This is a genomic window from Roseateles sp. GW823-FHT07B05 (assembly GCF_058794515.1).
The window spans coordinates 414,763-439,420 of sequence record NZ_JBXAGX010000001.1; the positions used below are offsets into that span (position 1 = coordinate 414,763).

At 70.0% G+C, this 24,658-nt stretch carries 1 protein-coding gene (cut by a window edge); it reads left to right on the top strand.

Features of this window, described 5'->3' with window-relative positions; translation table 11 throughout:
- On the top strand, positions 1–24,658 hold the 5' portion of the coding sequence (locus AC1Q7O_RS01775; protein ID WP_492661837.1) for an LEPR-XLL domain-containing protein. The gene runs 15,326 nt beyond the window's last position; only the first 24,658 of its 39,984 coding nucleotides appear in the window; it begins with the start codon at positions 1–3; its stop codon lies beyond the right edge, outside the window.

A 24,658-nucleotide genomic window follows, 5' to 3' on the forward strand; every position in this document is an offset into this window, starting at 1 on the left:
GTGAGCGGTCTCGTCCGTCTGGCGCGCGCAATGCGCGACGCCTACAAGCTGGAGGTGCTGGAGCCGCGCGTGCTGCTGTCGGCCGACCCGGTGCTCGGCGCGGCGCATGCGGTGGTCATGCAGCCGGTGGACCCCTACGCGACGTCCGTCGACGGCGCCTACGACCCGGCCGATGCGCTGGCCCAGCATCCGGGCCAGGTGCCGCATGCCAGCCTGCCGGACGGCTGGCAGCAATGGACGCCGCCGCCGGCTGACGCCTCGCCGTCGGGCAACCAGACCTTCGCCGTCGACGCGCGTGCGTTCGACGTCGGCTACTCGCAGACGGCCAGCGGCTTCATGGCCGGCACGGTCATGCTGGACCAGGCCGCCAACGACCCGGCCGAGTTCAACGTCAGCAGCAGCGGCCCCACCATGCATGCGCTGGCGCTCGTCGGCCCGGGCGGCTCGCAGGCCGTGACGACGACGCCGGCCACCGACCTGACGCTGGCCAGCGGCGACGTCTTCGAGATCGAGATCGACGGCACGGGCTCGGACCGCCTCGACGTGTCGGGCGCCGTGTCGCTGAATGGCACGCTCAAGGTCAGCCTCATCAACGGCGCCACGCCCGCCGATGGCCAGATCTACACCTTCCTGTCCTACGGCACCACGCTGACCGGCAGCTTCGCCGAGGGCGAGGGCCTGGTCAGCGTCGGCAACGGGCTGTTCTTCGAGATTCAGCACGACACCACGGCGCATGAGCTCAAGCTCGTGGCCCACCGGCTGGACGCCCCCAGCGCCTTCGCCGTCAACCTGCTTTACGGCGCCGCCGGTGCGCAGGGCCAGGCGCTGGCCGACCAGGCGGGCGAGTGGTTCAACGCGAGCTATTTCGCGCGCAACGTCGGCTTCACGATTGCCAACGCGTCGCTGGACCTGGGCCAGGGCGTCAAGCTGTCCGGCTCGCTGGCGGCCAGCTACACGCAAGGCCTGTCGTTCAGCGACGGCAGCGGCACGCACACCTACGACGTCTGGAAGATCGGCCTGGCCAACGGCGGCGGCTACCTGGGCCTGGACGCCAACGACGCCAGCAAGCCGGGCCTGACCTTCGGCACCATCGACGCGGCCGTCGTCATCCTGGACGGCCAGGGTGCCAACGCCGCCGGCTGGCTGCTGGCCGAAGGCACGGCGGGCAACATCGCGCTGCAGGGCGTCAATCACCTGACGCTGGCGGCCAGCAGCCTGTCGCTGGAATTCAGCCTGGGCCTGGGGCAGCTCAACGGCCAGGCCAACCACGCCGGCATCAACCTGTCCGCGCAGGCGCAGAGCCTGCTGGTGGACGGCACCACCTTCACCTTCGACGGCGATGGCGCCCTGGGCGACTTCGCGTCCATGAGCGGCAGCGGCGTGTTCAGCTACGACCCGGTGACGCTGAGCGGCACCTTCGGGCTGGCCGTGTCGGCCGGCTCGCTGACGGCCGTGGGCGAGCACATCGAGGCGCGCCTGACGACCGGCAGCATTGCGGCCGGCGTCGCCGACGCCGGCTTCGGTGCCGTCATGACGGCCGGCAGCGGCCTGGCGCTGGAGGCCAGTGGCGGCTTCTATCTGTCGGGAGGCGGCTTCGCCAACGTGTCGGCCACGTCCGCGCTGCTGCGCCTGAACATGACCGGCGCCGACCAGAGCGGCCACGTGCTGACGGCGGGTGCCATCAGCCACACCTTCGGCACGATGCCGACCAGCGGCACGCCGGCCGTCGACATCCGCGGCCTGAGCGCCACCATCGCCGACACCTTCAGTCTCAGCGGTGACTACGCCTTCGGCCGCGACGCCAACACCGGCGGCATGGCCATCATCGCGGCCAACGCCAGCGTGCAGCTGGTGGCGGGCAGCTTCAAGGCCGGCGTCACCGGCGCCAATGTCGCCATCGCGATGAACGCGACGAGCGGCGGCGTGGAGCTGGTGGAGTCCAGCGGCTCGCCGTTCCTGCAGCTGGGCAGCGACGTGTCGGCCAGCGCCAGCTCGGTCGCGCTGCGCTGGAATGCCAGCGGCGCCGACGCCAGCGGCCGCGTGCTGTCCGTGGGCAACGCCAGCTACACCTTCGGCAGCGACTTCAGTGCCGGCCTGCAGCAGGTCAGCCTGACCGGTGCGAACCTGACCATCGGCGAGTTCTTCAACGCCACCGGCAACCTGGCCTTCGAGCGCAGCAGCGCCACCGTGCTGCTGGCGGCCGACAACACGACCACCGCCGGCGTCGATGAAGCGACGGCCGGCGTCGCCGTCGACCGCCTGCTGCTGGGCGCCCACGGGCTGACGGCCAACGCCGGCATCCCGGGTGGCCCGGGCCTGGCGCTGGCCGGCGTGGATTTCGCGCTGGCGCTGATGAGCGTGCGCAACGACGCCACGCGCAGCTGGACCAGCCTGCAGGCCAGCGCCACCTCGGTCAGCCTGAACGGCCTGGCCGGCGTCACGCTGAGCGGCAGCAACCTGTCGGTCAGCATCAACACCGCCCGCAACGCGGCCGATGCGGTGGTGGACTACGCCGCCGGCCGCACCGCGCTCAGCGTGCCCACCGGCGCCTCGCCCATCACGCTGAACATGGATGGCGCGCGTGGCCGCCTGATGCAGGCCGCCGGCACGCTGACCTTCGACCTCTACGAGTTCGTGCGCCTGACCGGCAGCCTGGCCGTCATGCGCAGCGACCAGACCGTCACGCTGGACGGCGGCGAGGTCGTGCAGACCCGCATGCTGACCGTCGGCGCCGCCGGCATCACGGGCTTCGCCGGCATGAATGCCGGCCAGGCCAGTGCGATGGGTCTGAACCTGACCGGCCTGGACGTCGCGCTGGCGATGTTCGCCGACCGCAACAACGCCGCGCGCAGCTGGACCAGCCTGCAGGCCACGGCGGCATCGGTGGGCCTCATCGGCGTGGACGGCGTGACGCTGACCGGCAGCAACCTGGCCGTCAGCCTGAACCAGGCCACCGTGCTCAGCGACAAGGTCGTCGACTACGGCGCCACCGCGCTGGCCGTGGCCACCGGCAGCAGCACCAGCATCACGCTGAACATGCCGGGCAGTGCCGGCGAGCTGCTGCGCGCCAGCGGCACGCTGTCGCTGGGCGTGTTCGACTTCTTCAGTGCCAGCGGCAGCCTGGCCATCGAGCGCCGCGACGACAGCGTGCAGCTGGCCGACGGCAGCACCGTGGCGACGCGCCTGCTGGCCATCGGCGGCGCGGGCCTGGGTGGCTTCGCCGGCAACAACGGCGCCTCGGCCGAACGCGTGGGCCTGGAGCTCACCAACCTCGAATTCGGCTTGGCGCTGCAGAGCAGCAAGGCCAGCCCGACACGCAGCTGGACCAGCCTGGACGCCAACGTCGCCAGTGCCGCGCTGGTGGGCGTCAGCGGGCTGACGCTGTCGGGCAGCAACCTGGCGGTCACGATCAACCAGGCCAGCCAGGCGGGCGACCAGGTCGTCGACTACGCGGCCCGCAACCTCGTCGTTGCCACCGGCAGCAGCACCTCGCGCACGCTGGCCCTGGCCGGCAGCGCCGGTGAGACGCTGCGCGCCAGCGGCACGCTGGCGCTGGATGCCTTCGGCTTCGTGCAGCTGGGCGGCGGCTTCACGCTGGAGAGCCAGGACTCGACGCTCAAGCTCGCCGATGGCTCCACCGTCAACACCCGCCTGCTGACAGTCGGCGGCGCCGGCATCAGCGGCTTTGCCGGCAACAACGGCAACTCGGCCGACCGCGTCGGCCTGACGCTGACCGGCGCCGAATTCGCGCTGGCGCTGCAGAGCGACAAGGCCAATGCCGCGCGCAGCTGGACCAGCCTGCAGGCCAGCGTTGACAGCGTCGCGCTGGTGGGCATCAACGGCCTGACGCTGGCCGGCAGCAACCTCGCGCTCAAGCTCAACCAGGCCCGCCAGGCCGGCGACCGGGTGGCCGACTACGCGGCGCAGAACCTCGTCGTCGCGACCGCGCCCGGCAACACGCTGACGCTGGACATGAGCGGCGCCGACGGCCGCGTGCTCAAGGCCAGTGGCGTGCTGTCGCTGGATGCTTTCGGCTTCGTGCAGCTGGGCGGCAGCTTCGCGCTGGAAAGCAAGGATTCGTCCGTCGTGCTGGCCGACGGCAGCACCGTCACCACGCGGCTGCTGGCCATCGGCGGCAGCGGCATCAATGGCTTCGCCGGCAACAACGGCAACTCGGCGGACCGCCTGGGCCTGGAACTGACCGGTGCCGACTTCGCATTGGCGCTGCAGTCGGCCACCGCCACGCCGGCGCGCAGCTGGACGACGCTGCAGGCCAACGTCGCCAGCGTGGGCCTGGTGGGCATCAGCGGCCTGACGCTGTCCGGCACCAACCTGGCGCTGCAGCTGAACCAGGCCCGGCAGCTGAACGACAAGGTCGTCGACTACGCCGCGCAGAACCTCGTCATCGCCACCGGCCCGTCCGGCAGCCGCACGCTGGACCTGTCCGGCGCCGAAGGCCAGATCCTCAAGGCCAGCGGCAACCTCGCGCTGGACGCTTTCGGTTTCGTGCAGCTCAGCGGCGCCTTCGCCATCGAGAGCAAGGACGCCTCGGTCACGTTGGCTGGCGGCGAGGTTGTTCAGACCCGCCTGCTGACCGTCGGTGGCGCCGGCATCAACGGCTTTGCCGGCAACAACGGTAGCTCCGCTGACCGTCTCGGCTTGGAGCTGACGAACGCCGAGTTCGCGCTGGCGCTGCAGTCCAGCAAGGCCGCGCCGGCTCGCAGCTGGACCAGCCTGCAGGCGTCGGTCGGCAGCGTGGCGCTCGTCGGCATCAATGGCCTGACGCTGGCGGGTACCAACCTCAGCATCCAGGTCAACCAGGCCAAGCAGCTCAACGATGCCGTCGCAGACTACGCGGCGCAGAACCTTGTCGTCGCGACGGGTCCGGGCAACACGCTGACGCTGGACATGGCGGGCAGCGAGGGCAAGATCCTCAAGGCCAGCGGCAACCTGGCGCTGGACGCGTTTGGCTTCGTTCAGTTGTCCGGCGGCTTCGCCATCGAAAGCAAGGACGCCTCGGTCACGTTGGCTGGCGGCGAGGTTGTTCAGACCCGCCTGCTGACCGTCGGCGGCGCCGGCATCAACGGTTTCGCCGGCAACAACGGCAACTCGGCGGACAAGCTGGGCCTGGAGCTGACGAACGCCGAATTCGCGCTGGCGCTGCAGTCCAGCAAGGCCGCGCCGGCACGCAGCTGGACCAGCCTGCAGGCATCGGTCGGCAGCGTGGCGCTGGTGGGCATCAACGGTCTGACGCTGGCCGGCACGAACCTCAGCATCCAGGTCAACCAGGCCAAGCAGCTCAACGATGCCGTCGCCGACTACGCGGCGCAGAACCTTGTCATCGCGACGGGTCCGGGTAATACGCTGACGCTGGACATGGCCGGTGCCGAGGGCAAGATCCTCAAGGCCAGCGGCAACCTGGCGCTGGACGCGTTCGGTTTCGTGCAGCTCAGTGGCGCTTTTGCTATCGAGAGCAAGGACGCCTCGGTCACGTTGGCCGGCGGCGAGGTCGTGCAGACGCGCCTGCTGACCGTCGGCGGCGCCGGCATCAATGGCTTTGCCGGCAACAACGGCAACTCGGCCGACCGTCTCGGCCTGGAGCTGACCAACGCCGAGTTCGCGCTCGCACTGCAGTCCAGCAAGGCCGCGCCGGCTCGCAGCTGGACCAGCCTGCAGGCGTCGGTCGGCAGCGTGGCGCTCGTCGGCATCAATGGCCTGACGCTGGCCGGTACCAACCTCAGCATTCAGGTCAACCAGGCGAAGCAGCTGAACGACGCCGTCGCCGATTACGCGGCGCAGAACCTTGTCGTCGCGACCGGGCCTGGCAACACGCTGACGTTGGACATGGCCGGCAGCGAGGGCAAGATCCTCAAGGCCAGCGGCAACCTGACGCTCGATGCTTTCGGCTTCGTGCAGTTGTCCGGCGGCTTCGCCATCGAAAGCAAGGACGCCTCGGTCACGTTGGCCGGCGGCGAGGTCGTCCAGACGCGCCTGCTGACGGTGGGCGGCAGCGGCATCAACGGCTTTGCGGGCAACAACGGCAACTCCGCCGACCGTCTGGGCTTGGCGCTGACCAACGCTGAGTTCGCGCTGGCGCTGCAGTCCAGCAAGATCAACCCGGCGCGCGGCTGGACCAGCCTGCAGGCCAGCGTCGACAGCGTCGCACTCGTCGGCATCAATGGCCTGACGCTGGCGGGCAACAACCTCAGCATCAAGCTCAACCAGGCCAAGCAGCTCAACGACGCGGTGGCCGATTACGCGGCGCAGAACCTCGTCGCCGCGACCGGCCCGGGCAACACGCTGACGCTGGACATGGCTGGCGCCGACGGCAAGATGCTGAAGGCCAGCGGCAACCTGGCGCTGGACGCGTTCGGCTTTGTGCAGCTGTCCGGTGGCTTCGCCATCGAGAGCAAGGATTCGTCGCTGGTGCTGGCCGACGGCACGACGGTGCAAACCCGGTTGCTGACGGTAGGCGGCAGCAACATCAACGGCTTCGCCGGCAACAACGGCAACTCCGCCGACCGCCTGGGCCTGACGCTGACCGGCGCTGAGTTCGGCCTGGCGATGCAGAGCAGCAAGGCCACGCCGGCCAAGAGCTGGACCAGCCTGCAGGCCAACGTCGCCAGCGTCGCGCTGGTGGGCATCGACGGGCTGACGCTGGCGGGCAGCAACCTGTCCATCAAGCTCAACCAGGCCGCGCTGCTTGCCGACCCGGTGGCTGACTACGCCGCGCAGAACCTCGTCGTGGCGACCGGCCCGGCCGACACGCTGACGCTGGACATGGCCGGCGCCGACGGCCGCATGCTCAAGGCCAGCGGCACGCTGGCGCTGGACGCGTTCGGCTTCGTGCAGCTGTCGGGCAACTTCGCCATCGAGAGCAAGGATTCGTCCGTCGTGCTGGCGGACGGCACGACCGTGCAGACCCGCCTGCTGACGGTGGGCGGCAGCAACATCGCCGGCTTCGCGGGCAACAACGGCAACTCGTCCGACCGCGTGGGCCTGGAACTGACCGGTGCCGAGTTCGCACTGGCGCTGCAGTCCAGCAAGGCCGCGCCAGCACGGGGCTGGACGACGCTGCAGGCCAGCGTCGGCAGCGTCGCGCTGGTGGGCATCGACGGCCTGACGCTGGCGGGCAACAACCTGGCCATCCAGGTCAACCAGGCCAAGCAGCTCAACGACAGCGTCGCCGACTACGCGGCGCAGAACCTGACGGTCGCCACCGGCACCAACGACACGTTGACGCTGACGCTGGCCGGCGGCGAAGGCAAGGTGCTGAAGGCCAGCGGCAACCTGCAGCTGGACGCCTTCGGCTTCGTGCAGGTCAGCGGCGGCTTCGCCATCGAGAGCAAGGACTCGTCGGTGGTGCTGGCCGACGGCTCCACGGTGCAGACGCGGCTGATGACCATCGGCGGCGCCGGCATCGATGGCTTCGCCGGCGCGTCGGGTGGCACAGGCCTGCAGCTCACCAACCTCGAGTTCGCGCTGGCGCTGCAGAGCAGCAAGGCCACGCCGGCGCGCAGCTGGACCAGCCTGCAGGCCACGGCCGGCAGCGTCGCGCTGGTGGGCATCGACGGCTTCACGCTGACCGGCAACGACTTGGCGCTGCGGATCAACCAGGCCAAGCAGCTGGGCGACAAGGTCGTCGACTACGCGGCACAGAACCTCGTCGTCGCCACCGGCCCCGGCAACACGCTGACGCTGGACATGGCGGGCAGCGAAGGCAAGGTGCTGAAGGCCAGCGGCACGCTGACGCTGGACGCGTTCGGCTTCTTCCAGGTCAGTGGCGGCTTCGCCATCGAGCAGCGCGACCAAGCCGTCACGCTGTCCGCCGCCACGAACGCGCAGGGCGTGCAGACCGCCGCACCGGCCACCGTCAACGCGCGGCTGCTGACCATCGGCGCCAGCAACGTGCGCGCCTTCGCCGGCATCAACGGCGGCACGGCCGACCAGATCGGCCTGGAGATGACGGGCGCCAACTTCGGCGTGGCGCTGGTCACCGAGGTTGGCGGCGCGGCTCGCAAGTGGACGTCGCTGGAAGCCACGGCCCAGCAGGTCGCGCTGGTCGGCATGCCCGACGGCCTGACCATCCAGGCCAACGACCTCAAGGTGCAGATCAACCGCGCCGGTCAGGTCGTGCCCGCCGGCGCCAAGCCGGCCGTCATCGACTACGCGTCGGGCGCCACGGCGATGACCGTCGCCACCGGCCCGGCCAGCGGCATCACGTTCGACATGCCGGGCGCCAACGGCCCCATGCTGACGGCCACCGGCAACCTGACGCTGGACGCCTTCGGCTTCGTGCAGGTCAGCGGCGGCTTCGCCGTCGAGAAGCGCAGCACCACCGTCACGCTGGCCGCCACGCGTACGCTGCCGGCGCAGAACCTGGCCGTCGACGTGCTGACCTTCGGCATGGACAACGTCACCGTGTTCGCCGGCGTCAACGGCGGCACGGGCGACGCGGCCGGCCTGCAGATCGCCGGCATCGACCTCGCACTGGCGCTGGTCAGCTCGCAGGCGGAGCCGGGCCGCAAGTGGACGGCGCTGCAGGCCAACGCGACGTCGGCCGGCTTCGTGGGCCTGTCGGACCTGCTGCCGACGATCCGCAACCTGACTGTCGAGCTGAACCAGGCCAGCCGCGCCAACGACCGCGTCATCGACTTCTCCGCCGCGCCGCTGACCGTGCTGATCGGCCCGGGACAGACGGTGGACATCGACATCGACGGCGCCGCCGGCGAGCTGGTGCGCGTCGAAGGCGACATCACGCTGCAGCTGTTCGACTTCGCCTACCTGTCGGGCCGCATCGGCTTCGAGAAGTACAGCCCGACGGCGCCCCTCACGCTGGCCACCGCCACGGGCGTGCCGCAGCAGGTCACCGCCACGTCCATGCTGGCCATCACGGGGCAGGGCGTCAGCGTCTTCGTCGGCTACGCGGACGGCGGCTTCGACACCAGCAAGACGCCCGACCAGCAGGCCAGCAACCTCTACGGCTTCGGCGTCAGCAGCGCCGACTTCGGCCTCCTCATCGCGAAGGCAGGCGGCCAGTCGTACACGGCCGCCAAGGCCAACCTGGCGCGCGTCGCGCTGTACGGCTTCGATCCCAACGACTTCGAGCTCAGCGCCAGCGACCTGCAGCTGGAGATCAACCGTGCCGACGCGCAGGGCCGCAGCATCGACTTCGTGCGCAGCTTCGGCGCCGGCGGCCTGGCCCTGGGTTCCACGGGCGCCGTTGCGCTGGACTTCCGCGGCGGCGACCGCATCGGCGTGTTCGCCCGCGAGGCGGTGCTCAAGGTCTCGGACTTCCTGTACTTCCGCGGCGCCATCGGCTTCCAGAAGGCGGACTTCGGCAACACGCTGCGCGCCGGCAACGGCCTCGTGCCGGTGCTGGGCGCCAAGGGCTTCAGCATCGCCGGCAGCGGCATCGATGCGTTCGTCGGCTACGCGGATGGCGGTATCGACCCGAGCAAGTCCTTCGCCGACCAGTCCGGCAGCCTGTACGGCTTCGGCGTGCAGGGCCTGAGCTTCGGCTTCCTGAACGTCAAGGACCAGGCCGGCAAAACCTACCGCGCGCTGCGCGCCGATGCGAGCAACGTCTCCATCTACGGCATCGACGAGAACGACTTCACGCTCAGCGCCAGCGACGTCCACATCGAATACAACAGCGCGACGCCGGGCGTCGGTGGCGTCATCACGCCGCTGAACTTCGCCGGTAGCCGCGCGCTGGACCTGCCCACCGGGGCCGACCCGGTGACGCTGAACTTCTCCGGCGAGCGGCTGATGCTGTCGGCCGCGCAGGCCACGCTGGCGATCTCCGACTTCGTCCTCATCCAGGGCAGCTTCGCGTTCCAGAAGGCCAGCTTCACGGGTCTGCGCAACACGTTGGGCCTGCCCATCCTGAACGCCCGCGGCTTCACGGTCGGCGCCAGCAACGTGGACATCTTCGTCGGCTACGCCGACGGCGGCCTGGACCGCACGAAGCGCTTCCAGGACCAGACCGGCCAGCTCTACGGCCTGGGCGTGCAGGGCGTGGACCTGGGCCTGCTGATGGCCAACGCCGGCGGCATCAAGTACACCGCGCTGAAGGCCCATGCCGATGCCATCGGCGTCTACGGCTTCGATGCCAAGGACTTCGAACTGTCCGCGAACGGCGTCGACATCGAGGTCAACACGGCCAGCGGCGTCGCCCGGCCCATCGACTTCACGGCCGGTGGCAGCACCGGCTTCAACGTGCCCACCGGCGGCGCGCCGGTCGTGCTGGACATGTCCGGCCACGTCATCGCGGCCAGCCTGACCGATGCGCGGCTGACCATCAGCCAGTTCGTCCACATCGACGGCAACTTCGCGTTCCGCAAGGCCGACGACACCCGCCTGACCGTCAAGGGCCCGCTGGGCGTCAGCATCCCCGACGTGAAGATGCGCGCCATCGAGATCGGCGCCAGCGACGTGCATGCCTTCGTCGGCGTGGGCGGCGGGGATGGCACCGACCCGAACGCCATCGGCCTGGTCATCAACGACTTCGACTTCGCGCTGGGCCTGTACAAGGCGCTGCCCGACGTGCTGAACCCGGCGACCAACGTCGTCGCGGGCACCAAGTTCACGGCACTGAAGGCGTCGGCCGCGCAGATCGGCTTCGTCGGCTTCGACCAGTTCATCGAGTTCTCGCTGAATGACGCGCTGGTCGACGTCAACACCAGCAGCAACCCGCTGTACATCGTCGACTTCGCGGCCGGCGGCGGCCACGCCATCGCCACCGGCGGCAGCCCCATCACGCTGAACGCCGCCAACCGCGTCGTCAGCGCCACGGTGGGCCAGGCGCGCGCCAGCGTGGCCGGCATCGTCAGCCTGTCGGGCGGCTTCACGTTCCAGAAGCAGACCGTCGACGACGTCAACTTCAACGCCGTCGGCCTGAACATCGACATCCCGGCCGAGGTGCTGGTCGTCGCCGGCAAGAACGTCAACGCGTTCGCCGGCATCAACGGCCCCTACCGCCGCGACACCAACGGCGACGGCGTCATCGACGCCAGCGACACGCCCAACGACGACGCCATCGGCTTCGCCATCGACAGCCTGGACTTCGCGCTTGCGATGCTGACGCCCACGCCGGGCGCCGGCATCACGCTGCCGGGCAAGTTCTACGCGCTGACGGCCAGCGCCGGCCTGGCGGGCCTGGTGGGCACCGACCCCTACCTGACGCTGCAGGCCACCGACGTCAAGCTGGGCTTCAACGGCGCCTTCCTGGGCAAGTACCCGGTGCCCAGCGCCTACGTGGACTTCAGCAAGCTGCCCGGCGGCGGCCTGGCCATTCCCATCGGCAGCGATGCCGAGGCCTTCAAGCTGAACTTCGACAGCAACTCGCTGCGCATCGCGATGACGGCGACGCTGGGGCTGTTCGACCTGTTCTCGATCAGCACCAGCTTCGACTTCGACTTCGAGCTGCCGTCCACCGGCCTGCTGATCCCGACCATCAGCCTGAAGAAGCTCACCAGCTTCCTGCCGGACAAGTTGCCGGGCTTCGACTTCCTGGACGGCGCGCTCGGGTTCCTGAAGAACCTGGAGCTGTCCATCGGCTTCGATCCCAGCCTGGGCCTGACGCTGTTCGGCTCCATCGAGCTGCCGGACCTGAGCCTGAACATCGGCAACTTCGTCCACATCCACGGCGACTTCAAGCTCAACCTCGGCGAGACCTTCACCGCCGACATGTACACCGGCCTGCCGGCCGAGCTGTCGCTGATCGAGAAGTTGCTGCCCGCCGGCACCGCGACCACCATCCTCAACGGCCTGAAGGCCATCGGCGGCCTGTCCAGCGACTACTCGCGGCTGTCCAACGTCACCTTCAAGGGCCTGAGCTTCGGCGCGGCGGACGTGGACGTCTTCATCGGCGTCGGCGACCCGGACTTCAGCCGGCCGCTGTCCGACCAGAGCGGCCTGATCGGCTTCGGCCTGCAGAACGTCGACCTGGGCCTGGGCTACTACAAGGCCGACCTGCCGAGCTTCTTCAACGCGCAGAACTTCCTGTCGCTGCAGCTGCATGCCGACCAGATCGGCACTTACGGCTTCGGCGACGTGCTGACCATCCGCGCCACCAACGTGACGCTGGAAGTGCAGAACGGCGGCAAGCTGTTCGGCGGTGTCATGCGCTCGACGGCGGACTACTCCAGCATCCGCACCGTCGACAGCGGCGGTGTGACGCGCGTCGGCTACGAGATCAAGACCGGCGGCACGCCGGTGCGGCTGACGCTGCGCGGCAACGACCTCATCGGCATCGACATCGGCCTGGCCGAGATCGCCGTCGCTGACTTCCTGTTCCTGCGCGGCTCGCTGGCCTTCCGCCAGGGCGACGTGTTCAACGTCGCCGTCGACATGGGCGGCCTGCGCCCGCTGCTGGAAAGCCTGGGCGTCAATGGCGACAGCCTGCCGCTGCAGGTGTCGGCGATGACGCTGGGCGGCTCGCACCTGACCGGCTTCGCCGGCGTGGGCGGCCCCTACCGCTACGGCCCCGACGCCAACAACGACGGCCTGCCCGACAACATCAACGACGGTGCGGTCGGCCTGGCGCTGGACGACGTCGACTTCGGCCTGGCCATCATGACGCCGGCCATCGGCAAGTTCATCCCCGGCCTGGAGCAGTACTCGCCGCGCTTCGTGACGGCCAAGGCTGCCGTGGGCTACGCCGGCCTGGTGGGCATCGACCGCAACCTGCTGGACGTGCGGGCCGAGGACGTCGAAGTCAACATCAACACCTTCTACGTGCCGTCGCTGCCCGCGCCGGTGCAGGCGGCCATCCAGCTGTTCGGCCCGCCGGCCATCAACTACCAGCTCAGCCCGTCGTTCAAGGACTACACCGAGGATACGAACGGCAACGGCGTGCTGGACACCGGTGAAGACAGCAACCGCGACGGCAAGCTCAACGCGCATGGCTTCGCGCTGCCGGCCGGTGGTGGCAACACCGTCTTCATCGACTTCACCGGCGACCTGGTACAGGCCAAGGTAGGCTACGCCGCCATCAACCTGGCCGGCTTCGTGCAGATCTCGGCGTCGATGGCGTTCACCAAGCGCGGCTCCGAGCGCGTGACGCTGGACAACGGCGAGGAAACCACCGTCACGACGCTGGCCATCGGCATCAACGACGGCTACGGCTTCATCGGCGTCGGCGGCTACTGGCGCGACAGCAACGGCGACGGCCGCATCAACGAGGCCGACAGCCCCGACACGTCGGCCGTGGGCTTCGCCATCGAGGACCTGGACGTCGGCCTCATCGTCGCCAAGGAGCTGGTCATCACGGCGCAGGGTGCGTCGGTGGGCGTGTACCTGGCGGCCAACGCCAAGGTCACCAGCATCGGCCTCGTCGGCGTGCCCGACGTGACCTTCCGCGCCGACAACCTGGCGCTGGAGCTGAACACCGGCGTGCGCATCCAGATCGGCACGTCGCAGTTCACGCAGGACAGCGCCTCGGGCGCCGTCACGCTGGGCGGCGGCGTCAGCCTGACGGGCAACTTCACCGTCATCGACTTCTCGCGCGCCAACTGGAAGAACAGCCACGGCGTCATCTCGCCGGGCTATGCCATCGAGACCGGCAACCCCGACGAACCCATCGTGCTGCTCTACAACGAGCAGTTCCTGCGCCTGTTCGGCGAGGCCGAGATCGACGTGTTCGGCCTGGTCAACATGACCGGCGTGTTCGACGTGCGCGCCAGCGCGTCGCAGGGCATCTCGGTGTTCGTCGACGTGCAGGCCCGCGTCGGCCCGTCCAGCGCGCCGCTGTTCACGACGCATGCGACCGGCCTGCTGGTCATCCGCAACGGCATTGCGATGCGGCTGCAGCTCGAAAGCAACCTGGACCTCGGCCCCGTGGCCAAGATCCATGCCGAGCTGGAGCTGACGATGAACAGCTTCGGCCAGGAAATCGTCTACGAGGTGCCGGACGAGTTCCTCGACAAGGTCGACTTCCCGGTCTACACGATCGCCGCCACGCCGCCCGGCAAGCCCAACTGGACCGGCCCCTACATGGCGCTGACCGGCAACGGCTCGCTGGAGCTGCTGAGCGGCCTGCTGGACCTGCGCGGCGACTTCGGCGTCATCATCTCGACGAGCGGCGTCGAGCTGGCCGTGTCCGCCGTGCTGGACCTGCCCATCCTGGAACCGCTGTCGGTCACGGGCACGCTGGGCATCGTCTCCGGCGGCATCTACGGCAGCCTGGAAGTGGGCGGCAGCGGCGCCGACTCCAAGATCATCGACGGCGGCGGCATCTTCGACGTCACCGGCCGCTTCCTGCTGCAGATCAACACGACGACGCAGAGCCAGCAGGTGCGCGGCCGCGACGCCAGCGGCAACGTCTACAACGCGCAGGGCCAGCCCGTCATCGTCACGCTGCAGCCGCAGATGCTGCGGCTGAGCGGCGCGGCGTCCATCAACGTCGGCCCCATCTCGCTGGAAGGCGGCATGGACCTGCTGATCGACCAGCGCGGCCTGCAGGCCAGCGGCAACGTCACGCTGGACCTGGGCGACTTCGGCGAGATGGCCTTCGCGCTGGACGCCGCTTTCGGCACCGACTCCGGCAACAACCCGTTCTTCGCGCTGCGCGTGCAGACGCGCCTGGAGTTCGGCATCTCGGTGCTGAACGTCAAGGCCGACGCGCTGCTGCAGATCAACACCAGCAGCAGCGCCTACACGACGTTGTCCGGCCACACCATCGCCGGCAACACGCTGTTCGACCTGGGTCTCAGCGGCCGCATCAAGCTGCTGGCCTTCGACATCGACTTCGGCGGTCGCGTCAGCATCGTCAACGACGTCTTCAAGCTGGAGTTCAACGGCCGGCTGAACTTCTTCAACGCGCTGACCGTCGAGGTCGGCGGCTTCGTCAGCAGCGATGGCCAGTTCGAGATCCGCGGCACCGCGTCGCTGGACATCCACCTCGGCCCGCTGCACCTCGAAGCCGGCATCAGCATGCTGCTGTCCAGCCGCCCGCGCTTCGCCGCGTCGGCCTGGGGCTCGCTGGACTTCGAGCTGGACTTCGGCCTGTTCAGCATCGACTTCACGATCGCCGGTTTCCGCGGCGAGATCGACATCACGCCGGCCAGCGCCTACCTCGCGGCGCAGGCCACCGTCATGGGCATCACCGTGTCGGGCAGCTATATGTGGAGCTTCGGCGCGCCGCCGGACATCTCCCACCTGGCTTCCGACGGCACGCTGTACCTGCACATGGGCGACCAGTCCGGCCGCTACGGCAGCGGCAAGCTGTACGACGACACGACCAACGAGTCGTTCAACGTCGACCAGGACGGCCAGACCATCACCGTGCAGTCGCTGGGCCAGACGCGCACCTACGCGGCCAGCCAGGTCAAGCGCATCGTCGCCAACGGCGGCACGGGCAACGACTTCGTCTACATCGGCCCCGACATCAAGGCCGACCTGCAGATCGACCTGGGCGCCGGCAACAACAACTTCATGATCCTGGGCGGCGCGTCGTCCAGCGTCATCCGCGGCGGCAACGGCAAGAACAAGTTCGTCGGCGGCAGCGTCAACGGCATCCACTTCTACGGCGGCTCGGGCAACGACACCTTCATCGGTGGCGACGGCGCCGAGTTCGTCGACATGGGCGGCGGCGACAACCGCATCTGGGGCAATGGCGGTGATGACACCTTCACCATCACCACCGGCACCAACACCATCGACGGCGGCGCCGGCAACGACACCTTCCTCGTCAGCGGTGGCGGCACGCTGAAGCTCGACGGCGGCGCCGGCTTCGACCGCGTCGTCATTTCGCCCATCGCCAGCACACAGCCCATCCAGCTGAACGACCACGCGCTGGTGCTGACGTCCGCCAGCGGCCGCCGCAACATCGACTTCAACGACAGCGTCGACCGCATCGAGATCACCGACCAGAACGCCGTCCGCACGACGCTGGTCATGACCAACGGCGCGTCGTGGGGCGCCACGTCGCTGTCCATCGACGCGGCCGGCATCGTCGACATCACGCAGGCGCAGCTGGTGGCGCCGCAGGCGCTGTTCAGTGTCAGCGCGGCGGGCGTGGATGGTGTCTTCAACACGCAGCTGGGCCAGCTGTCGGTGCTGAACCGCGCCACGGCCGGCCCGCTGGCCGACATCGTCGTGCGCGAGGCCGACGACCTCACCATCGTCGCCGACGGCCGCGCCGGCGGCGGCCTAGCCACGGCCGGCGGTGCCATCGACGTACGCTTGGCCGGCCGCGAAGCGCTGTTCGCGCACCAGAGCGGCCTCATCAGCGCCGGCGCGGGCAAGTCCATCTCGCTGATCGCCGACGACATGGACCTGGCCGCCGGCACCGACACGGTTCGCGGCAGCGGCACGCTGCTGATCCGCGCGACGGCCGACGTGCAGGGCTACCGCATCGGCGGCGCCGGCCAGACGGCCTTCGCCAACGACAGCTCCATCGGCGCCGGCAGCAGCGGCACGATGGACCTGGGCATGCGCGACCTGTCGGCGCTGCGCACCGGCTTCTCGCGCGTCACCATCGGCCACCGTGCGCCGGGCGTCGTCATGACGGTGGGTGACGCCAAGAACACGCTGATGTTCGACAAGACGTTCTCGGCCCGCTTCGAGGACGACACGCTGCTGCTGGCCGACCGTATGGTCATCGCCGGCGACGTGCAGTCCAGCACCTCGCTGGAGCTGCAGGCCTACACGGTGGACGTGCGCAGCCACAACGTGCACGCGCCGCTCGGCGTGCCGGACTCCGGCGTGCGCGCCCGCGACCTCGTCGTCAACGCGACCGAGCAGGTCGCGCTGGGCGGCTGGCTGATCGCCAACCGCAGCCTGGCCATCAACGTGACGGGCAGCACCGGCACCGGCGCCATCGTGGGCTACAGCGACGGCCCCAACGGCTTCACGGCCGACAAGGGCTCCAGCCTCTACGTCACCGACGCCGGCGCCACGCTGAGCGTGCACACCAGCGGCTCCATCGTCGCCGCCACCTTCATCGAAGGCCAGGGCGCCGGCTCGCGCATCAGCCTGGACGCCGGCACGACGCTGACGCTGCGCGAGGGCGGTGCCGTCATGGCGTCGGCCGCCAACAGCCATGTGGAGCTGACGGCCACGCGCAGCATCCGCCTGCTGAGCGGCTCGGCCGTCGCCGTGGGCGCCGCGTTCGCCGCCGACGGCACGACGCCGCTGCTGACCGGCGCCGGCTCCACGCTGACGCTGCGCTCCGCCGGCGAGCTGCAGATGGCCGGCATCGTTGCCAGCGCCGACGCCGCCACGCTGGATGTGGGCGAGGTCACGTCCGACTACGCCGACTACTTCGACACCTTGCCCGGCCGCACGCTGGCCGCCATCTCCGACCCGGCGCTGGTGCGGGCCGCGCTGGCGCAGCTGGCCCAGGGCGGTCTGAGCCCCGCACTGCTGGCCGCCATCAGCGGCGCCGGCATCACGCTGGGCGCCGGCGCGGCGGTCACGTCGCTGGCCGACTACACGCCGTTCGCGCAGCTGTCCGACGCGCAGAAGGCGCAGGTCGCGCAGAGCCTGGGTTACCTGAGCTATGCCCACGGCGGCTTCTTCAACGCGCAGACCGGCGTGTTCCGCCCCAGCAGCTACGACGCGGCCACCGACACGACGACGCTGACGCTGATCGAAGGCCATGCCGTCGGCTACGACGCCGCCGCCATCAACTGGGGCGCCGCCGGCGTACCGGCCGCGAACGCGACGTTCGAGCAGCTGCCCCCCGCGCAGCAGGCCGCCGTGGCCGCGCAGCTAGGCTACACGGTGCTCGGCGGCGAGGTCTACTACAAGGCCGGCAGCGCGCCGCGCAGCGGCTTCCTGCAGGGCGTGTCGCCCGACTACGACAGCACGCTGATCGACTGGGCCGGTGCCGGCGTGGCCGCACCCGCTGGCCACGTGCCGTTCGCGCAGCTGACGGGCGCGCAGAAGCTGGTCGTCGCCAACGCGCTGGGCTACCGCTTCGACTACAACGCCATCTCCGGCGACACCTGGGCCGCGATGCCGGTGGACTACGCGTCCGTGCCGCGCGAGACCTGGATCGCCGCCTTCTCGGGCAACTTCTCGGTCCTCATCACGGCCGCCCAGTGGGGTGCCGCCGGCGTGCCGGCCCCGGGCACCGAGTACGCGGCGCTGACCAGCGACCAGCGCGCGGTGGTGGACGGCATCGTCGAGTTCGCGCCCAGTGCAGGCACGGCCTACGCCGACCTGTCGGCCGACCAGCGCAGCGTCGTCGACCGCCTGACCCACCCGGGCGAGGAAGTGCTGTTCAAGGACCTGACGACCGCGCAGCGCGCCGTCGTCAACGGCTACCTCGACACCACCACGGACACGGTTCGTTTCTTCAACTACGCCGCCAACCCCGGCAAGAAGCTGGTCACGACCTTCAGCGAAGGCACGCTGACCGACTACAGCAACGCCGACATCTACTGGGGCAGCGCCGGCGCGCCGGCCGCCAACGCCAGCTTCGCCGACCTGACGGCCGCGCAGAAGGCCGTCGTGGCCCACGCGCTGGGCTACGACGTCGAGCAGGGCCCGTCCTTCTACAAGGCCGGCGCTGCCGCGTCGGTGCAGCTGGTGCACGGCTTCACGGCCGGCGGCGCCGACTTCGACACCGCCACCATCGACTGGGGCGGCGCCAGCAAGCCGGCCGCCGGCACGTCGTTCGAGCAACTCACGCCCGCGCAGCGCGACGTCGTCGTGGCCAGCCTGGGCTATGTGCAGCTGCACCAGCAGGTGTTCGTCAACGCGTCGGCCACCGATGCCGCCAAGCGCATCGTGGCGGACTTCGCCGAAGGCGCCGGCAAGGACTTCGACACCGCCAGCTTCGACTGGGGCAGCGTCGCGCCGGCCGCGCCGGGCACGGCCTTCCAGCAGCTCACGCTGGCCCAGCAGGACCGCGTGCTGGCCACGCTGGGCTACGCGCGCTGGGACGGCGTCGTCTACGTCAATGCCAACGCCGCGCCGGCCGACCACTTCCGCCTGAGCTTCGCCGAAGGCAGCGACTTCCGCATCGACGACGTCTTCTGGGCCGCCCCGGCGCCCGGCACCGACTACGCCGGCCTGACGGCCGCCCAGCAGTTCGCGGTGCGCGACCAGACCGGCTTCGAGCTGAACGAGGGCGCCGTCTACTACAAGGCCTCCGCCGCCGCTGGCCAGCAGCTGCGCACCGGCTTCACGCTGGGCGTGGACTACACCAGCGCCTCCGCCGGCACCGCCAACACGACGCGCTGGGTCATCGCCGACGGCAGCACCGCCGCCGACGGCTCGCCGCTGCGCTACCTGGCCTATGCCTACGACGGCAACGGTGACGGCACCGTGGACGAGGTGCGCATCCTCGACCCGCATCCGCTGTTCGGCCAGCGCGGTGCCGGCTTCCTGCTGACCGGCACCGTGACGACGCTGCGGCCCAACGCCGACTTCGTCATGCGCACCGAAGGCGACGTCATCATCCAGGGCAACATCAACCTGCTGGGCGCCGGCTCCGACCTGGTGCTGGAGTCCGACCGCTGGGTCTACTGGCAGGGCGAGGGCCGCATCAACGGCGACATCACGCTGATCGGCCACGGCGCGCCCGAGGCCGGCAAGGCCCAGGCCGGCACCAGCGTCTACGTCAACGCCAGCTCCACGCTGAACTCGCTGGCGGCTGGCAGCCACATCACCATCACCGGCGCGCAGGACGTGGAACTGCACGGCGCGCTGGTGGCCGGCGGCATCGTCGGCGGCACCGGCATCGAATGGCTGGGGCCAGACTCCACCATCGCCGTCACCGCCGGCCAGCAGATCCTCGTCGACACCGCGCTGTCGGCGGCCAAGTCGGTCACGCTGCACACCACCGGGCTGCCGGGCGCCGACGACAACGGCCAGGCCGTCGTCATGACGACGGTGGCGGGCCTGAACGTGGCCGGCCTGGCGTCCAGCACCGCTGGCGTCAACGGCGTCGACATCCGCAGCGTCGGCAGCATCTCGCTGATGGGCAACATCCGCTCCGGCGCTGTCGTCACGACGACGCCGGGCGCCGACGGCAAGCCGGTCGACAACTACGTCTGGTCGGACGATCCGTTCGGCGTCTCCATCAGCACCGACGGCAAGCTGTGGCTGGGCGGCATGGTCAAGGCCGTCAGCGGTGCGCTGGTGGAGCAGGGCGTCACCATCCGTGCCGGCAGCGCCGTCACGCTGGCGGGCGGCATGAGCAGCGACGGCGTCGGCTTCGCGATGCCGGGCGGCGCGCGCATCACCGTCAACGACGCCGACGGCCGCATCACCATCACGTCGCGCCAGGGCGCGCTGGTCAACGGCATGCTGGCGGCCGGTGCCGAGCTGGTGGATCACTACGACCCCGACGGCGCGCTGCTGGGCAGCCTGCTGCACAACTTCGGCGGCAACTCCAGCGTCAGCATCCAGGCCGGCGGCCAGGTGCGCCTGGGCCGCGAGATCCAGGCCGGCCGCACGATCGACGTGCGCGGCGGCACCGCCAGCTTCGACCCCAACTCCACCGACCCGTTCAACGGCTACGGCATGGTGCTGGGCGGCAACGTGCGCCTGCACACCTGGCAGAACGACAGCACCATCTCGCTGTCCGCCGACGGCAACCTGAAGGTCAACGTGTTCGGCAGCAGCGTGCTGCAGCCGGATGGCAGCACCGTCGTCACGCAGCTGCGCGAGGTGCTGACGGCCGACGGCTTCACGCAGTACAACGATGCCCACCTGACGGCGGACAGCGCCTTCCTGCTGACCGTCAACCTGGGCAACGACAGCAGCGGCATCCTGGTCTCGGCCGTCGTCACCGTGCGCGCGGCCGACACCGCCGGCAACCAGGGCGTCGACAGCCTGCGCACCGACCTCATCAACGCCATCCGTGCCGCCTTCGCGGGCCAGCCGCAGAACGTGCTGGACAAGCTGCCCACCGTGCTGCTGGACGACGGCCGCCTGGTGCTGGCCGGCAACAACCCGTTCACCATCGCCGCCGTGACCGGTGGCGGCGCCGAGCGCCTGGGCTTCACGCAGATCGCGTCCACCAACGCCACCGCGGGCGCCGTCATGTCGGCCCGCCCGTACGCCATCGACGCGGCCAACCCCGGCTCCGTCGTCAAGCTGGGCCGTGCCGGTGCGCCGTCGGGCGAGATCACCATCGCCGGCGCCATCCGTGCTTACAGCGCCATCGAGCTGTACGCCGGCACCAGCGCGGCGGGCACGTCGGCCGTCACGTTCACGGCCAGCAGCCTCATCGAGACGATGTCCGGCAGCATGCGCTTCGCCCCCACCGGCGCGGCCGTGCTCAGCGGCGAATTCATCGCGCGCGGCGTGGGCTCGGACATCACCGTCGACGCCCGCGACACGCTGACGCTGGGCGGCAGCTTCACGGCCCAGCGCGACATCATCATCAACGCCGGCACCACGGCGCGCGCCGGCGAGGTCAGCCTGCACACGCTGGGCACCAGCAAGCTCGTCACGCTGGACGCCACCGGCCGCCTGCTGCTGACCGGCCTGAACGACGTGCTGATCGACAGCGTCGTGGGCGGCGGCGCCGGCCAGCTGGGCCCGGTGCAGATCACCGCCACGCAGGGCACGCTGACGCTGGGCGCCACGTCGGGCCGCATCGACAGCGGCGGCCTCATCACGCTGAGCGGCGGCGACGTCGACATCGCCGGCGCCATCAACAACCGTGTCGCCACGCCGGCCAGCTACGACGACGAGTTGACCATCACCGCCGCGCGCAGCATCAACCTGCACGGCACGGTCACGCTGGCGGGCTCCCTGCGCGCCACGGCCGGCGCCAACCTGAACATCTACGACACGGTGCTGTCGGCGCTGGGCAACGGGCAGCGCCTGGTGCTGGCCGCCAGCGGCGGCGTCAACATCGGCAGCGTGGGCGGCCAGACGCGCGCGGCCATCCTCGAAGCCGACGCGCTGCTGCAGATCTCGGCGCAGGGCCGCATCGCGCTGGGCGCCGACGCTCAGCTCTACAGCCGCGCCGACAACAGCAACATCGTGCTGCAGGCCGACACGCTGCGCCTGGCCGGCGCGCTGCGCGCCGGCACCGACCGCGTGTCCATCACCAGCGCCACCGCGCCGTTCGTCGGCCACGCCGCCAACATCGACCTGCAGGCCCGCCGCGACATCGTGCTGGGCGACCTTGGCACCGGCGCCGGCGGCGAGCTGACGGCCACCGGCCGCGTGCTGCTGCAGTCCGGCGTGGCCAGCAGCGGCGTGGGCTTCGAGATGACGGCCGCCAGCCGCATCGTGGCGGACATCACCGGCAAGTCCGACGTCTCCGGCGTCGTCACCTGGAGCGGCGCCGCCGCGACCGGCCAGGCGCTGGTGCGCCTGCAGTCCGACGGCGACATCCGCCTGCGCGGCGCCGTGCTGGCGCGCGGCACCGGCGCCGACGTCGCCGTGGTGTCGCGCTCGCAGGTGTTCGCCGGCGGCCTGGTGCGCGCCAACGACCGGCTGGAGCTGGTGGCCGGCACCGACGAGAGCGGCGTGGCCGTCTACGTCGACCGGCAGGTCACCGACGGCAGCGGCAACTACCTGTCCGGCGGCGCGCTGGACACCGACGAGGCCGGCAGCGTCGTCATCGCCGCCATCGGCAGCGTCGTCATCGAAGGCACCGTGGGCGAGCAGACGGCTGCGCAGGCCGGCGACCTGGGCGGCCATGGCAAGGTGAGCCTGGTAGACATCCAGTCCGTCGCCGGCAACGTGACGGTGATGCGCGAGATCAACGCGGGCAACGCCGTCGTCATCACCGGCGGCGACCTGGCCGTGCTGGCCGACAGCCATGTGTTCGCGCTGGCGTCCAACTCCACGGTCTTCATGCAGGCGCGCAACAACCTGCGCGTGTCGGCCGACAACGGCCAGTCCGGCGCGGCCCACCAGGGCTACGTCAAGGCCGGCGCGCTGGTGCACCTGGCGGCGCCCAACATCACGATCAACGGCCTCGTCGAGGCGCAGGGCCCGGGCGGCCGCGTGCTGCTGTCGGCCGCGCGCCTCATCGACATCGCCGGCGGCGCCATCACGTCCAGCGGCAACATCGACCTGCACGCCGGTGTGGACCTAGCGCTGACGCGCAGCCAGCTCGAAGCCACCACCCTCACCGCCGCCGACGTGCTGGGCGGCCAGGTCTCCATCACCGGCCAGGGCAAGCTGGACGCCGCCGGCCGCCTGGCGCTGCTGGTGGGCGGCGACGTCACGCTGGATGCCGACCCCGCGGTGGGCGGCACGCGCACGCTGCAGGTGCAGACCACCCGCACCGTCGAAGAGAGCGTGCAGGTGCTGACCGGCTACACCAAGGTCGACGCCGGCACCATCACCGTCAACGAGATCAGCTACGACACCACCACCATCACCGAGCAGGTGGGTACCGAGCTGGTCACGGTCGGCCGCTACTACGACACCATGTCGGTGGAGCTGGTGCAGGTCGGCTACTACAACGCCCAGACCAACTCGTTCCGCGAGGTGCTGATCGAGGGCCGCGACTACGTCAACAGCCAGATCGACTGGACCAACACCGACGACGAGCAGGCCAAGATCACCGGCCAGCACCGCACGGTCGCGGCGATCACGGTCTCTGACGGCCAGGCCGGCTTCGTGCCGTTCACGGCGCTCAACGACGGCCAGCGCTGGGCGGTGCTCAACAGCACGCAGTACAAGCCGGTTTACCAACTGGTCTACAAGGACTTCCAGCGCCACGTCACGAAGAACGGCCTGACGTCCATCGACGCGACGAAGACCAAGCCCGACTGGGACACGCCGAGCAACACGTCGCACATCTACGCCATCGACGTGGCCAACTGGCGCGACAAGTACGTGCTGATGCCCGACGGCGCGCAGAAGGACATCCTGTCCGTCGTCACGAACAATCCGACGCTGTACCTGACCGGGGACAACACCGAGAACGGGCTCAACGACGGCAGCTGGGTTGCCAACCCGAACGGCGCCAGCGGCGAGCTGGTGGGCCACTACACCGACTTCGCTCGAGTGGCCTACCGCCAGGCCGGTTCGTCGTGGATTGGTTCCACCGGCAACACCGACTTCTACATCGGCGACGGCCTGCCGTCCTCCTGGACGGCCGACTACTCGGTCAACTCCGGCACGCGCACCTACAGCATCGCGACCGCCGGCACGGTGGCCGGGGCCGCCACGCGCACCTACGATCCGCTATCGCGCGCGCCGGACTGGGCCACGCAGGGCTCGGCCGTCAGCAACGGCACCGAGACGCGCAGCGACATCCAGAACCAGGCCGACTACAACCGCTCCGGCGTCACCGCCATCACCGCGCGCCAGGACTACATCGACGCGCTGCGCACCGGTGTCAACGGCAACGGCGACCCGCTGGGCGACACCGCCTCGCTGACCCGCAGCCTGAGCGGTTCTTACAGCCAGGTGGTGGGCGGCTCGCTGAGCAACCCGTACTCGTTCTACCTGTACGGCGACATCAACTACGGCACCAGCCCGTCGGGCGGCTCGGCCTACTCCACGGCCAACCCGCCGACCGGCGTCCCGCTGCCCAACCAGCTGGGGGACATCCGCGTCACGCTCTACAACGGCAATCGCATCGGCGAGCCGTTCACGGCGCCGCATGACGTCGCCAGCGGGTTCAAGATCTTCTACCCGACCTACCAGGTCCAGCTGTTCGAGCACACCAACTTCGGTGGCCGCAGCTCCATCCTGAACTACAACCAGCCCTGGCTGGGCA